Origin of the sequence: Paenibacillus pasadenensis (assembly GCF_002864175.1) — a bacterium.
Taxonomy (GTDB): domain Bacteria; phylum Bacillota; class Bacilli; order Paenibacillales; family Paenibacillaceae; genus Paenibacillus_O; species Paenibacillus_O pasadenensis.
The window spans coordinates 1572501-1586462 of sequence record NZ_NFEZ01000004.1 but is presented as its reverse complement, the minus strand read 5'-3'; the positions used below and the strand labels follow the sequence as shown (position 1 = coordinate 1586462).

Genomic DNA, 13962 nt, shown 5'->3' with positions numbered 1-13962 from the left:
GGGCAGGCGCCGCTTCGGCGCGGGCGTCGGCCATGCGGCCCGCCCGCCTGTCGCCCGCGCCGGTTCAGTCGAGCGCCAAATCATGCTTGTGCGCGTAGATCGCGGCTTGCGTGCGGTCCTCTACGCCAAGCTTGTTCAGCACGTTCGTCACATGGAACTTGACGGTCTTGATGCTGATGAACAGCCGGTCGGCGATGTCCTGGTTGGACAGCCCCTGGGCGACCAGCTTGAGCACGTCCATCTCCCGCTCCGTAAGCTCCTCATGCGGAGCTTTTTGCGCGGACGGCTTCGGCTGCCGGAAACGGTTCATCATCTTGGCCGCCACCTGCGACTCCAGCACGGACTGTCCGCGGGACGCGGCCCGGATCGCGTCCGCGATCTCGCCGGCGCGCGACGTTTTCAGCAAATAGCTGAACGCCCCCGCCTCGATGACCGGGTACAGCTTGCTGTCGTCCAGATAGCTGGTCAGCACGATGACCTTCGTCTCCGGCAGCTGCTCCATGATCTGCCGGGTCGTCTCCACGCCGTCCATCTCCTCCATGACGAGATCCATCAGCACGACCTCCGGCTTGTAGGCCATGGCCAGGCGGACCCCGTCCTTGCCGTTGCCCGCTTCGCCGACGACCTCGATGCCGTCCTCGGTATCCAGCACCGCCGCCAGTCCGATCCGCACCATCTCATGATCGTCGACCAGCAGCACCCGGATCGCCGATGCCTCCCGGCCTTCGACGTCTAACGCTCTGCTCATGCTCCTATCCCCTTTCCATCCTCGAGCGGCACCCACATCTCGATCGCGGTGCCCTCGCCCAGAGCCGTATTGACGGCGATCCGTCCGCCCAGCTCATGGATGCGCTCCCCCATCGTCAGCAAGCCGTAAGAGGCCTGCTTCTTTTCTTCCAAATCGAATCCGATTCCGTTGTCGGTGAAGCTCAGCTTGGCCATCGATCCGTCCCGTCTCAGCGAAATGTCCATCTTGGTCGCCTTGGCATGCCGCAGCGTATTCGAAAGAGCCTCCTGCGCGATGCGGAACAAATGGTCCTCCGCATTGGGATGGAACAGCAGCGTCCGATCGACCTGGATGCTGATCTCCATCGGCACCTTCGCCTGCAGCTCCGACACGAGCCGCTCCAGCGCCTGCGCCAAATCCTTGCCGTCGAGATGGACCGGCCGCAGATGAAGCAGCAGCGCCCTCATCTCGGATTGGGCGACCGCCGCCATCTCCTCGATCAGCTGCACTTGGCGGCGCGCCCGTTCCCAGTCCTTTTCGATCGTCCGGCTGACGGCGGTAGCCGTCATGGAGATGGCGAACAGCTGCTGGCTGACCGCGTCATGCAGCTCCCGAGCGAGACGCTGGCGCTCTTCGATGACCGCAGTGAACTTTACCTGCTCCTGCCATTCCTCGCGCTCCTGCTCCTCTTGCTCGTCTTGCTCGTCGTGATCCTTCGCCGACGGAATCGTAATCGTCTTGCGCCGCGCCCCCTGCTGCTGATTGAGCTTGCGCAGCGCTTCCTTCAGCTTGCTCGTCTGCACCGAGCTCTTGAGCGCGGCCGCCGCCATCGCGACCGCGATGATCGACAGTCCGTACAGAGCGGCCTTGCCCTGCAGCGCGAAAAACTCCACATACCCGAGCCCTTGCAGCAAAATGAGCAGCAAGCCCAGCAAAATGAGCAGCCACAGCAGAATTTCCATTCGGTTGCGGCGGCTTGGCTCCCGTTCGCTGCCCGGAGGTTTCTTGGCGGACAATTCAGCTCCCCCTCTCTTTCTCTACTTTAACGCTTCCCGAGCTGTCGGAACAAGCTCATGCCGTCGCAACGAAGCCACTCAACCAAAGAAAAGCCCCGAACCGTCAGCTTCAGCTGTCCGGTTGGGGCTGCCGCAGGACGAGCAGCCGCGAGTCTCGGCCCCCGTTCCGCCTGTCGTCCTAGGATTCCGTCGACGTCGGCTCTTCCGCCGGCGGCGTCGGATTCAGCTTGTTCTTGAGCAGACGCAGCTGCTCCTCGACCTTGAGCTGGTTCTCCGGCTTCGTCTCAGAGCGATAGCCGCCGGTTCCTTGACCGTAAGGCGTGCGGAGCACATCGGCTTCCGCCTCCAGGCGAAGGATCTTCTCCTCCATGCGGCCGAAGCCGCGGGAAGCGGTGCCCGAGTCGATATGGCCGACGGAAGAGCTCTGGGACATCTGCTTCTTGGCCTTGGCCATTTGAGCGCGCGCCGCCAGCTCGTTGCGCTTGTTGCGCAGCTGGTAGAATTCGTCCTTCATGCCGTACAGCTGATGCTTCAGCTCATCGGCCTGAGCTTTGGCTTCCGCATGGAGGCGGCTGAATTCCTCGGTCTTCTCGTCGAAGTACAGCTTTTCCTCCAGCATCGTGCGGGCCAGATCCTCCTGTCCGGAGCGCAGAGCCGCCTCGGCCTTGCTGTCGCGGTCCGCCGCGCTGCGCTGAGCTTCCTCGTAGCGCTGCTGCATGCGGCGCTCGTTCGCCATCTGCTTGGCGACGGTGACCTCCGCCTGGTGGATCTCCTGCTCCATGTCGCGCAGGTACTGGTTGAGCATGATGACCGGATCCTCCATCTTGTCCAGCACCTCATGCATCGAAGCCTTCGTAATATCCTTCATCCGTTTGAAAATACCCATGTTGTCATTCTCCCTTCTCGTATTTCGCGAGTTTGGCTTTCAAATCGTCCAGCTCCTTGCGGAGCGCCTTTTTCTCCAGATCGTCCATCATTTTGTCCAGCTCGGACGCGGTCGGCTCCGAAGCGTCCTTCCATGCCGGATCATGCGCGCCGGCGCCGAAATGCGGCGGGTTGCGGTACGGGCCGCCGTGAGGACCCTCCTGGCGTCTGCGCGGATCGAAGCCGTAGCCTTGCTCCGGACGCTGCGGGCCGCCGTATCCGCCATAGGATCCGTAGCCTCCGGGCGGGTAGGAATCGTAGGGCGGCTCCTTCGGAATGACGAGCGCCGCCAGAATGTAGACCACGATCGCAGCTCCGCTCGTGCAGATCGCCAGGATGATGATCAGGATGCGGAGCAGATTGACATCGACGTTGAAGTAATCGGACAATCCGCCGCTGAGCCCGGTCATGATCTTCTTTTGTCTGGACCGGTAAAGTTGCTTCATGTCGGTCAGCCTCCTTGTCCTAGCTTCCGTTTGAGCTGCTCCAGCTCCAGCTCGACTTGGGGATTGCCGACTCCGCGCTGCGGACCGGCGTAGTCGGGGCCGCCCTGCCTGAGATCGCGCAGGCTGCGGGCTTCATGCTCCAGGCCGCTGATGCGGTCGTCCAGGCGGCGGAACATGCCCTCCGGCTTGCCGCTGGAGCCGACCGCGCCATAGCGCGAGTTCATGCGCTGCTGCAGCTTGAGCGATTCCATGCGGGCCGAGTAGTATTCCCGCTTGTCGTATACGATCTGATACTCGCTGCGCATCTCCTGCAGCGTCTTTTCCAGATCCTCCATGTTGAGCCGGCTCTGCTCGTACAGGTCGCGGTATTGGGCGGAGCGTTCCTCGGCCGAAGCCTTTTCGTGAAGGGCGATGCGAGCCAGCTGCTCTTCTCCGGCTTTCAGCGCCGTCACCGCTTGCTGCTCTCTCTTTTCCTTCTGCTGCTCCGCCTGGAGCCATTGCATTTTCAGATGCTGGCCATGCGTCGAGTACTGGGCGTGCAGCCGTTCGGACTGAATGATCTCCTCCCGCGTCGCCCACAGGAACTGGTCGATCAGCTTGACCGGATCCTCGGCTTTTTCAAGATGCTCGTTCAAGGTTGCGAGCGTAATGTCGCGAACTCTTCTGATGATGCTCATCCATTCTTCCTCCTTAGCAGGCGCTTATGATGCGATATCCGGTCAGTAAGTACGTCCTTCTTTGAGCTTCGATACGCCCCATGCGATCAGGCCGATCGCCAGCAGCAGCAGGAACAGGCCAGACAGCTTGCCGAGCAGGATGATTACGCCGATAAAGGCGAGAATGCCGCCGATCAGCCGATTGCCGTTGCGCCATCCGATGTAGCCGAGGCCGATCAGGATCAGAGGGAACAGCAGCGAGACGACCCAGCTGATCAAATGTCCGAGCCCCAGGAATTTCATTGCGACGAGCACCCCTGCCGCAATCAAGACTAAGCCTACCGTCGAATTCTTTTTCATCGTTGATTGTCACCGCCTTCCGGACCTTTGGTCGTTTTCTTCATGTCTTTATTCTAGGTCAGACGCGCATTTCCCAAAACGGACCTCGGAACGTTTCTCGACCTGGACTCAGGTCGGGGGCTTCCTCCACCCGCTGTCCGGGGGCTTCCCGGACCTGGCAGGACAAGCAGAAAAGGCGCCCCGGCGGGCGCCCCTTCGTCAATCCTGTTCGATCGCCTCCAGCAGGTCCAGGAGCCGCTGAATCAAAACGACCGCCTCGGCCCGCGTCCCGCTCGCGACCGGCAGGAACCGGCCGTCGCCGGCCCCCTCGATCAATCCGAGCGAGTCAGCCTGGCCGATCGCCTGCTTGGCCCAAGCCGCCAGCTTGGCCGTATCGCGGAAGCCCGCGTCCGCTGGCGCGTCCGGGAGCGGCCGCTCCGTTCGATGCGCGTAGGCGCGGACCAGCATGGCGGCCATTTCCTGGCGCATGATCGCACGGTCCGGCTCAAACCGCCCGGCAGCCGAGCCCATCGTCAGTCCAGCCTGCCGGGCCTGCGCGATCTCGGCGGCATGCCAGCTGTCCGGCGAAACGTCCGCATAGCCCGCTTCTCCGTCGCTCGGCTCCAGCCTTAGAGCGCGGGCCAGCATCGCCGCGAACTCGGCGCGGGTCACGCTCCGCCCCGGCTCGAACGCCTGTCCGCCAACGCCCTGCACGATCAGCCTCGCCGTCAAGGAATGGATCGCTCCCTCGGCCCAATGGCCGGCCTTCACATCCGTATAGGACCGTTCGAATAGAAGCATTCCGTATACGCCGGCTTCCTCCAGCTTCATGGAAGCCCAGGAGCCTGCCGCGGCCCCTTCGAAGCGAAGCGTTCCATCCGGCAACAGCCGATAAAGGCCTGTCCGCTGAGGATACGTTCCTTCCTGAAGCAGCTCCACTCCGATCGGCTGATCCGATACGGCGATCGTCCGGCCGTCTTGGCCGACCAGCGCCAGCGACCATTCCCGCAGCTCGCCCGCGGCCTGCACCCGGGCGTTGTAGCGTACCGCGGCGGCGGCCAGCAGCTTTTCCGCATCCTGCGGGAGGGATGTCAGCACGAGGCTCGCGCCCGCGGCGGCGGATTCATCTCCCGGCAGCCGGCTCTGCAGCTTGCGGAGCGTGTCCGCTGGAATCGAGACGCGGATCCGGCTCGATTGGATCTGCAGCGTCCGCCCGTCCAGCAGCTCGCCAACCCGGTCCGGGAACGCGATCCGGCTTGGCCAGTCCGAAACGCTCACGACGACGCGGCTCTCCTCCTGCCCCGCTCCTCGCAGCTGTTCTTCCGTCAGCACCAGCACATCCGACGACGGCGTCGGCGTCGGGGTCGGGTCGCCGCCTGGACGCGGCGTCGGCGATGCCGGAACGCTTGGCGCTGGAGTCGGATCCGGGCTCGGATCCGGACTCGGGCTCGGCGTCGGCGAAGGCTCCGGCGAAGGCGATGCCGGGCTTGCAACCTCCAGCTCGTACCGGTCTCGCCATTCTCCGTAGACGGCGGTCACGACCGTCCGGCCGGCTCCGACCGCCTTCAGATAGCCGTCTTGGACGATCGCCACGGACGGATGGTCCGTGCCGTACTCGACTCCCTTCAGCTCATAACGAAGCCCGTCGCTGTATACCGCTTCGGTAACTAACACGGCGCTTTCTCCCGGAGCCAGCTTGCGCGGTCCTTGGAGCCGGATCGACGCGAGCGTCGGCTCCTTCTCCGTCACTTCCAGCTCGTAGCTCGCCGTCAAGCCGCCATGCTCGGCCTGCACGACAGCGCGGCCTGCCTGCAGCGCCGTGACGATTCCGTCGCGGTCGATTGTCGCGACCCGCTCATTCGAGCTGGAGTACGCGACGCCTTCCCGAATCGCTTGCACGCGGCCGGAGGCGTACACCGCCTCGGTCACGACGGCATCCGTATCTCCCGGCTTCAGCTGCAGCTTGCCCGTCAGCCGCAGCGAGGCCGGCTTCTCCGCCTCGCGGCTTGGAATGCGCAGCGTGTCGACGATGCTTCCGTCCTGCTTTTTCGCCGTCAGCTGGATCTCCTTTTCGCCGATAACGATCGACGTATAGATCTGCTCGTCTCCATCAAAAATCTTCTCCTGCCACATGCGCTCCGTCCAGGCATAGAACTTCGGTCCGGAAGAGCCGCCGATGACGTAGCGGGTGCCGTCCTCTTCCGCCGCGATCTGCCCGCCCCTCATCGGATAGCTTCTCATATAGATGTGGTCATGGCCGTTCAGCACGAGGTCGACCTCATGCTTGTCGATGACAGGCACCCACAGCTGCTGGACCTTCTCATTCGAATAAATGCTGCCGTAAGGACCTTGATGGAACACGAGCACCGTCCATTTCGCCTCGGAGCCGGCCAGGTCGCGATCCAGCCATTCCGCTTGCTCCTTGAGCCCGGCATCGGCCTGCTCGGTATCGAGGACGACGACATGGGTATCCTTGATGTCGAAGGAATAGCTCGTTCCCCGAGCTGCCGAAGCCCCGTTGTCCGGCGTCTGGAACTGCGCCCGGAAGTCGCCGCTTCCGTTCGTGCCCATGACCTCGTGATTGCCGATGACCGGCACGAGCGTCGTCGTGCGGAGCGCTTCGCCGGCTTCGCTGAACCACCAGTTCCACTGCTCCTGCTCAAAGCCTTTGTCCACCATATCGCCGGCATGAAGGATCAGATCCGTATCCGGCACGTCCGCCAGCGCCCGCTTGAGCGTATCGCCCCAAAGCTTGAAGCCGGCCTGATCGCCCGCCTGCGAGTCGCCGAAAAACAGCAATCGAGTCGTCGCTCCCTTGTCCCCGCTCGTGCGGAACGAGCCTTCGGAGCTCCAGGCTCCGTGTCCGTCTCCGACCCGGTAGGCATACTCGGTATCCGGCTCCAGATGGGCGGACCGAGCCCGGTGCAAGCGGAGGGTGCCGTCGTTGTCCGTCGTATACAGGCTCGACGTTCCTTCGATCCGCTGGACCGCGCCTTTATCGAAGCCCTCGAACGCCTCCCGCTCCGCCAGCTCGACGACCGTGCCCTTCGTCTCCGGGGACGTCTGCCAAGCGAACAGCCGCTCCGTCGCGGCGTCCTCTCCGACCGTGACATTTACATTTTGCGGCGCCGAAGAGCCTGCCGGGGGCGCGACCGTATAGCGCAGCAGCGCGCTGTACGATGTGCCCGACACGGCTTGCAGCGTGTAGGTTCCCGCCTTGGCCGCAGCTTCGAGGCTGCGGATGATGCCGCCCTCTTCTGCAGAGCCGTCGCTCACTTCAATGCCGTTCAAGAGCAGCCTCGCATCCGGCACCGCCGCCCCTTGCCTCAGGACGGTGAATTCCGCAGGCTCCCCAAGCGCGATCTCATGCGGCTGCCAAGCCAAGGAAAGCTCCGGACGCACGACCGCCTCAATGTCCGGTCCGGCGAATTCGATCGTCTTGCCTTCGCCTTCCGTCGATCGGACGGAGCCCGACTCGAAGCGGATTGCAAACGGACGCGCCAGCTCTCCCTTCGCTTCCTCCAGCGTGTGGGGACCGATATAGCCGCTGTCCACCGTGTACAGGATCGAGGCGATCGAATCCTCATCGGACAGTCCCGCCTCATGCAATTGCTTGAAGTTCAAGCGAACTACGCCTTGTTCCTCGTCTACCGTTGTCTCCAGCTGCTGCTCCGACACCTTGTCGGAGCGCCGCACCTGCAAGCCTCCGGCCGCATTCGGATCGAAGCGGAAGGCGATATGCCCTTCCATCAGCTTGGACGCTTTTTCGGCCCGAACCTCCACCGCGTAGGTTCCGCCAGGATGAAGTTCCTCCGAAGTGCCATATTCGTAATACGGCGAGCCCAGATTGACGCTGAAAGACCAGGTTTGGATCGTCTGGTTGCCGGCCAGGTCCCGGACCGCCACTTTGACCTTATGCCGTCCTTCCGCCAACGGCTCCCGCGGCTTGTAGGAAATCTCGCCCTTGGGAGGGTACAAGCCATGCTCGACCTTCTGGTCATCGACATAGACCCGGATCGACTCCGGATCGATCAGCGTCGTTCCCGGATGCTGGACCGGATCGTAGCCGGCATCTTCTGCCGTCACGGAGATCATCGGCGTCGGCGTGGACACTCTCTCATTGGCAGCCGGCGAAGCCTTTAGGAGCGCCGGGGGCTCGCGGTCCTCTTCCAGCGGACCGTAGACGGCGCGGATGTCGTCGATGTAGAGCGTGCCTGCCGTTTTGTTCGTATTTTTCGTCTCCATATATCGGACGGGCATGTCCATCGTGAACGGAAGCGTCTTGCCCTTCGGCACCGCGGCTTCGACATAGCGCCAGCCCGTCCAATCGACGCCGATTCCTTGATCGGTGAAGTCGATCGCCACCGCCGCGTTGTTGCCGTCCCTCAGCTGCCCGCGCAGCCAGTGCTTCTTTCCGTCTCCGTATACCCACATGCTGATTTTTTCCGGGTAGCCCGGCACCTGGATCCGCGTCTCTTGAGATACGGCGCTCAGATAGGCCCCTGACGTGCCGGTTTTGCCCGTGAAGTCGTAATCCAGCTTGAGCGACTTCTGCCCGCTGCGGACGAAGTCGGGATCGGACGTCTCGGCGATTTCCACCGAATTGAACGCGGCGCCGGATGCCTGATACGCGGACAAGCCCTGCTCGAACGTCTCCAGCAGAGCCGGCGGAACGCCGACGCTGACGTCCATGGTCGCTTCGATGCCGCTGTAGCTGGCGACGATCTTGCCGTGCACGCCCGTTTCTTCCGCAGCGGCAAAGACCCCCTCCGCGTCGATCGTGCCGATATCGCCTTCCACTCTCCACTGCAGGCTCCGGTTGTCGGCTTGGATGACCTGCCCGTCTCTCAGCGCCCGAACAGCGAGCTTTTCCTTGGCCCCGCTGGAAAACGTCTTCGCCTTGTCGGGGAACTCCAGGCCGGTCAAGACGTCCACTACCTCGACCTGAGCCGTACCGCTCGCTTGCCCGGATGCCGCTCGGACCAACCCGCTGCCCGCGCTCGTCCCCGCCTGGAGCTTGCCGTCGCTTCCGATCGTTCCGATTCCGCCCTCGCTGCTCCAGACAGGCTCGCCTGCCATTGGAGCAGGATGGCCGTTCTCATCCACGCCTGCGGCTGTGAAGGCCAGCGACGAGCCGGCCAAAATCCGCTCGGCCGAAGGCTGTACCGCCAGACTCGCCGCGATCCCGGTTTCTGGCGCCGTGCTGACAAGCAGCAGCCCATTGCCGGTCTTGCGCTCGAACCCGTCCGATCCGCGGTTCATCATGACCGCTTTAGATGTTCCCGGCATGCGGGCAATAAACGTCGATGAGCCTCCCCCGTCCAGATTCATCGCCTGCACGATGCCCATATCCTTCATCATGCCGCCCAGTTCGGTCGTCTCGACGCCCTCGCTGAAGCCAGGCGCTCTGCCGTCGACCTCGAACAGGACGACGCTGCCGTCGGCCTTGGTGCCGATAGCGGTCCGTGGATGGACGCCTGCCGGACCGACATCGGCTTGGACGACGCCATCTTTTACGAGCGGTCCGGTTCCGCCGATGATCAGCTCCGCCTCCTGCCAAGGACCGTCCAGCAGGAAAGAAGCGACGACCTCGTCTCCTGCCTTAAGCCCGGAGGCAACGGCTCTTGCCGTTCCGGAGGCGGATAAGACGACGGTTCCTTCCGTCAATGCCGTGTCGCCTTTTCCCGTTCGGACTTCGGCAACCTGGAGCTTGACCTGCTGTCCGCTTTTCACTTCCCCTTCCCGTATCGTCAGCACATATTCGTCCCCGTCGGGAGAGGTATGAGTCGATTGAGAATAGTCCGATGTATAAAAGACCAGCTGATCGACATCCCGATGACGGTTGATGCTCGTGAGCTCATAGGAGCCCCCCTTGATCTCGATCATTTTCGTCAGCTTCGGCGAGCCGTACAATGAACGGCCGTCCCTCGTGAGACCGAAAGCATAGGGCGAAATGCCGCTATTGAGAATCCGGCCTTCATCGACAAAGAGCCCGTTCGGTACGCCCGTAGCAAAGCCGGATATCTCATAAAAATCGCCGTTGATGCCAGCGACGACACGATTTCCAGGCTTATCCGCATAGGCTGCCATCTCGGTCACGCCCTTCATTCCGTATACTTTTCCGTCCTTCAGTCCGGCCCGCAGCTCAAGCCCGTCCATTCCGGGACGGAACGAGACGGCATGGATCTTCTGTCTGCCGCGCTGATCCTCTACATCCTGCCAGACATACCGAGCGCCTGGGACCAAGTCCAGCTGCCGTGAATCTACAATGCGGCCATATTGAGGCTCTAGCTCAGCGGAAAAAGCTTGAAAAGCCCACGTTTGCTGCAGCAAGGCTACGATCAGAAACGCAACCAGAATCGAATAGCCGGATCTGCTTCTTGCCCTCATTTTCAATCCCCCTTAGAAACGAATGATTTCCTGTTCCTCTTTGTGATGGCTATGTCTTCCTCCAGCCTAACCGGCGAGTATCAACTCCTCATCATTTGAATATAAATTTCATATTAATATTTCAAATTTAACTTTTATTTCATAATTTTAATTCCATTGACCTTGCCGAAGATATCCTACGAAAAGCACAAAAAACCCTTAGGAAAAATTTCCTAAGGGTTTCATTCGTGATGCTGGTGAAGGGACTCGAACCCCCACTCCGTCTCCGGAAGCGGATTTTGAGTCCGCCGCGTCTGCCATTCCGCCACACCAGCAAAGATAAACGTACAAGAGCTCTTAAAATAAAAAAATCCGCTTGTGGCGTGCCCTAAGAGATTCGAACTCCTGACCTTTTGATTCGTAGTCAAATGCTCTATCCAGCTGAGCTAAGGGCACACATCAAGCAAAAAAGAATGGAGGCGCCACCCAGACTCGAACTGGGGGTAAAGCTTTTGCAGAGCTTTGCCTTACCACTTGGCTATGGCGCCTCAATAAAAATGGAGCGGAAGACGGGAATCGAACCCGCGACCCTCGCCTTGGCAAGGCGATGCTCTACCGCTGAGCCACTTCCGCAAATGGCTGGGGATTCAGGGATCGAACCTGAGAATGACGGAGTCAAAGTCCGTTGCCTTACCGCTTGGCTAATCCCCAACAAACACATGGGGCGATCGAGGGGAATTGAACCCCCGAATGCCGGAACCACAATCCGGTGCGTTAACCACTTCGCCACGATCGCCATGCTGGCAGGGGCAGCAGGAATTGAACCCACACTAACGGTTTTGGAGACCGCTGTTCTACCTTTAAACTATGCCCCTATAAACTGGTGGAGGATGATGGATTCGAACCACCGAACTCGTCAGAGAACAGATTTACAGTCTGCTGCGTTTGGCCACTTCGCTAATCCTCCACGGAAAAGCTGGTGCCGCCGAGAGGACTTGAACCCCCAACCTACTGATTACAAGTCAGTTGCTCTACCAGTTGAGCTACAGCGGCGTATTCAATTTTCAAATGGTGGCTCGGGACGGAATCGAACCGCCGACACAAGGATTTTCAGTCCTTTGCTCTACCAACTGAGCTACCGAGCCTAACATTTTTAGAAAATGGCGGAGCTGACGGGATTCGAACCCGCGGTCTCCTGCGTGACAGGCAGGCATGTTAGGCCTCTACACCACAGCTCCGTATTGGTTGCGGGGACAGGATTTGAACCTGTGACCTTCGGGTTATGAGCCCGACGAGCTACCGGACTGCTCCACCCCGCGATAGTTCATGGTGGAAGCTGAGGGGGTCGAACCCCCGACCCTCTGCTTGTAAGGCAGATGCTCTCCCAGCTGAGCTAAGCTTCCATAACAATTACAACAGCTTGTATTAATATACCTTAATTCGATATCCAATATCAAGCCATCGAAAGAAAAATGGTGACCCGTAGGGGATTCGAACCCCTGTTACCTCCGTGAAAGGGAGGTGTCTTAACCCCTTGACCAACGGGCCATATCTGGCGGAGAGCGAGAGATTCGAACTCTCGATACGCGATTAACGTATACACGATTTCCAATCGTGCTCCTTCGACCACTCGGACAGCTCTCCAGATGGCTCCCCGAACAGGACTCGAACCTGTGACAACTCGATTAACAGTCGAGTGCTCTACCAACTGAGCTATCAGGGAATATGAAGCGATGGGATGCTTCAGGACTTGCGCCCTGAAAACTGGATCGAACGAAATGCCGTGCTGACCGGCTGGTTCTTGCTTGAATAGGATAAGCCCTCGACCGATTAGTACTCGTCAGCTGCACACGTTGCCGCGCTTCCACCTCGAGCCTATCCACCTGGTCGTCTTCCAGGGGTCTTACATACTGGGAAATCTCATCTTGAGGGGGGCTTCGCGCTTAGATGCTTTCAGCGCTTATCCCGTCCGTACGTAGCTACCCAGCGGTGCTCCTGGCGGAACAACTGGTACACCAGCGGTACGTCCATCCCGGTCCTCTCGTACTAAGGACAGCTCCTCTCAAATTTCCTACGCCCACGACAGATAGGGACCGAACTGTCTCACGACGTTCTGAACCCAGCTCGCGTACCGCTTTAATGGGCGAACAGCCCAACCCTTGGGACCTACTTCAGCCCCAGGATGCGATGAGCCGACATCGAGGTGCCAAACCTCCCCGTCGATGTGGACTCTTGGGGGAGATAAGCCTGTTATCCCCAGGGTAGCTTTTATCCGTTGAGCGATGGCCCTTCCATTCGGTACCACCGGATCACTAAGCCCGACTTTCGTCCCTGCTCGACTTGTTGGTCTCGCAGTCAAGCTCCCTTATGCCTTTGCACGCTTCGAATGATTTCCAACCATTCTGAGGGAACCTTTGGGCGCCTCCGTTACATTTTAGGAGGCGACCGCCCCAGTCAAACTGCCCGCCTGACACGGTCCCTTCACCGGCTTCACGGTGACAGGTTAGAACTCCGATACGATCAGGGTGGTATCCCAACGGCGCCTCCACCGAAGCTGGCGCTCCGGCTTCCTAGGCTCCCACCTATCCTGTACAGATCGTACCAAAGTCCAATATCAAGCTGCAGTAAAGCTCCATGGGGTCTTTCCGTCTTGTCGCGGGTAACCTGCATCTTCACAGGTAGTAAAATTTCACCGGATCTCTCGTTGAGACAGCGCCCAAGTCGTTACGCCATTCGTGCGGGTCAGAATTTACCTGACAAGGAATTTCGCTACCTTAGGACCGTTATAGTTACGGCCGCCGTTTACTGGGGCTTCGGTTCACAGCTTCGGGTTGCCCCTAACCGCTCCCCTTAACCTTCCAGCACCGGGCAGGCGTCAGCCCGTATACTTCGCCTTACGGCTTCGCACAGACCTGTGTTTTTGCTAAACAGTCGCTTGGGCCTTTTCACTGCGGCCCCCTCGGGCTATTCACCCTACCGAGGCACCCCTTCTCCCGAAGTTACGGGGTCATGTTGCCGAGTTCCTTAACGAGAGTTACTCCGCGCGCCTTAGCATGCTCTGCTCGCCTACCTGTGTCGGTTTGCGGTACGGGCACCTTCGCCTGGCTAGAAGCTTTTCTTGGCAGCTGGAGATCATGACCTTCGGTACTGTAAGTTTCCCTCCCCATCACAGCCCAGCCTTACGGTTTGCGGATTTGCCAACAAACCAGCCTCACTGCTTGGACGGACACATCCATCGGTCCGCGTCACTACCCTTCTGCGTCACTCCATTGCTCATAACGGCTTACGGTGGTACAGGAATATCAACCTGTTGTCCTTCGACTACGCCTTTCGGCCTCGCCTTAGGTCCCGACTTACCCTGAGCGGACGAACCTTCCTCAGGAACCCTTAGGCTTACGGCGGATCAGATTCTCACTGATCTTTTCGTTACTCATACCGGCATTCTCACTTGTGTACCGTCCACCAGTCCTTGCGGTCTGACTTCA

Annotated in this window: 7 protein-coding genes, 16 tRNA genes and 1 rRNA gene (1 of these 24 cut by a window edge); all 24 read right to left on the bottom strand. The window is 60.3% G+C overall.

Annotated elements, in window-relative coordinates; translation table 11 throughout:
- Window positions 1–64 precede the first annotated feature (64 nt).
- Window positions 65–748: a response regulator gene (locus B8V81_RS16490; protein WP_028600017.1), complete on the bottom strand. Its 684-nt coding sequence runs from the start codon at window positions 746–748 to the stop codon at window positions 65–67.
- On the bottom strand, window positions 745–1743 hold the full coding sequence (locus B8V81_RS16485) for a sensor histidine kinase (RefSeq protein WP_244912780.1): 999 nt from the start codon (window positions 1741–1743) through the stop codon (window positions 745–747). The genes B8V81_RS16490 and B8V81_RS16485 overlap by 4 nt, the downstream gene beginning before the upstream one ends.
- A gap of 178 nt (window positions 1744–1921) precedes the next feature.
- Complete coding sequence (locus tag B8V81_RS16480) at window positions 1922–2629, bottom strand: PspA/IM30 family protein (protein ID WP_028600019.1); 708 nt, start codon at window positions 2627–2629, stop codon at window positions 1922–1924.
- Window positions 2630–2633: 4 nt separating this feature from the next.
- Entirely contained in the window at window positions 2634–3113 is a 480-nt protein-coding gene (locus tag B8V81_RS16475; protein ID WP_244912779.1) for a PspC domain-containing protein, read from the bottom strand.
- Window positions 3114–3118: 5 nt separating this feature from the next.
- Window positions 3119–3790, bottom strand: coding sequence for a PspA/IM30 family protein (locus B8V81_RS16470; protein WP_101808763.1), 672 nt, complete (start codon window positions 3788–3790; stop codon window positions 3119–3121).
- 42 nt (window positions 3791–3832) lie between these two features.
- Window positions 3833–4129: a LiaF transmembrane domain-containing protein gene (locus B8V81_RS16465; RefSeq protein WP_101808762.1), complete on the bottom strand. Its 297-nt coding sequence runs from the start codon at window positions 4127–4129 to the stop codon at window positions 3833–3835.
- A gap of 198 nt (window positions 4130–4327) precedes the next feature.
- Entirely contained in the window at window positions 4328–10354 is a 6027-nt protein-coding gene (locus tag B8V81_RS16460) for a phosphodiester glycosidase family protein (protein WP_180968470.1), read from the bottom strand.
- 375 nt (window positions 10355–10729) lie between these two features.
- Window positions 10730–10812: transfer RNA gene (locus B8V81_RS16455), tRNA-Leu, on the bottom strand.
- A gap of 44 nt (window positions 10813–10856) precedes the next feature.
- A tRNA-Arg gene (locus tag B8V81_RS16450) sits at window positions 10857–10933 on the bottom strand.
- An 18-nt stretch (window positions 10934–10951) separates the two neighbouring features.
- Window positions 10952–11025: transfer RNA gene (locus B8V81_RS16445), tRNA-Cys, on the bottom strand.
- Window positions 11026–11035: 10 nt separating this feature from the next.
- A tRNA-Gly gene (locus tag B8V81_RS16440) sits at window positions 11036–11110 on the bottom strand.
- A 3-nt stretch (window positions 11111–11113) separates the two neighbouring features.
- Window positions 11114–11188 (bottom strand) — tRNA-Gln (locus B8V81_RS16435).
- 9 nt (window positions 11189–11197) lie between these two features.
- Window positions 11198–11273 (bottom strand) — tRNA-His (locus B8V81_RS16430).
- Window positions 11274–11278: 5 nt separating this feature from the next.
- Window positions 11279–11352, bottom strand: a tRNA-Trp gene (locus tag B8V81_RS16425).
- A 6-nt stretch (window positions 11353–11358) separates the two neighbouring features.
- Window positions 11359–11444 (bottom strand) — tRNA-Tyr (locus B8V81_RS16420).
- A 10-nt stretch (window positions 11445–11454) separates the two neighbouring features.
- Window positions 11455–11530: transfer RNA gene (locus tag B8V81_RS16415), tRNA-Thr, on the bottom strand.
- Between the two features lie 16 nt (window positions 11531–11546).
- Window positions 11547–11622: transfer RNA gene (locus tag B8V81_RS16410), tRNA-Phe, on the bottom strand.
- Between the two features lie 16 nt (window positions 11623–11638).
- Window positions 11639–11715, bottom strand: a tRNA-Asp gene (locus B8V81_RS16405).
- A 4-nt stretch (window positions 11716–11719) separates the two neighbouring features.
- Window positions 11720–11796, bottom strand: a tRNA-Met gene (locus B8V81_RS16400).
- 8 nt (window positions 11797–11804) lie between these two features.
- Window positions 11805–11880: transfer RNA gene (locus tag B8V81_RS16395), tRNA-Val, on the bottom strand.
- 70 nt (window positions 11881–11950) lie between these two features.
- Window positions 11951–12025: transfer RNA gene (locus B8V81_RS16390), tRNA-Glu, on the bottom strand.
- A 5-nt stretch (window positions 12026–12030) separates the two neighbouring features.
- Window positions 12031–12121, bottom strand: a tRNA-Ser gene (locus tag B8V81_RS16385).
- Window positions 12122–12124: 3 nt separating this feature from the next.
- Window positions 12125–12200 (bottom strand) — tRNA-Asn (locus B8V81_RS16380).
- A gap of 87 nt (window positions 12201–12287) precedes the next feature.
- Window positions 12288–13962 (bottom strand): 23S ribosomal RNA (locus tag B8V81_RS16375) (it continues 1267 nt past the right edge of the window).

Bases quoted from the DNA above. Each gene is read 5' to 3' on its own strand.
- B8V81_RS16490 (WP_028600017.1), bottom strand. From the start codon at position 748: ATGAGCAGAGCGTTAGACGTCGAAGGCCGGGAGGCATCGGCGATCCGG.
- B8V81_RS16480 (WP_028600019.1), bottom strand. From the start codon at position 2,629: ATGGGTATTTTCAAACGGATGAAGGATATTACGAAGGCTTCGATGCAT.
- B8V81_RS16475 (WP_244912779.1), bottom strand. From the start codon at position 3,113: ATGAAGCAACTTTACCGGTCCAGACAAAAGAAGATCATGACCGGGCTC.
- B8V81_RS16470 (WP_101808763.1), bottom strand. From the start codon at position 3,790: ATGAGCATCATCAGAAGAGTTCGCGACATTACGCTCGCAACCTTGAAC.
- B8V81_RS16465 (WP_101808762.1), bottom strand. From the start codon at position 4,129: ATGAAAAAGAATTCGACGGTAGGCTTAGTCTTGATTGCGGCAGGGGTG.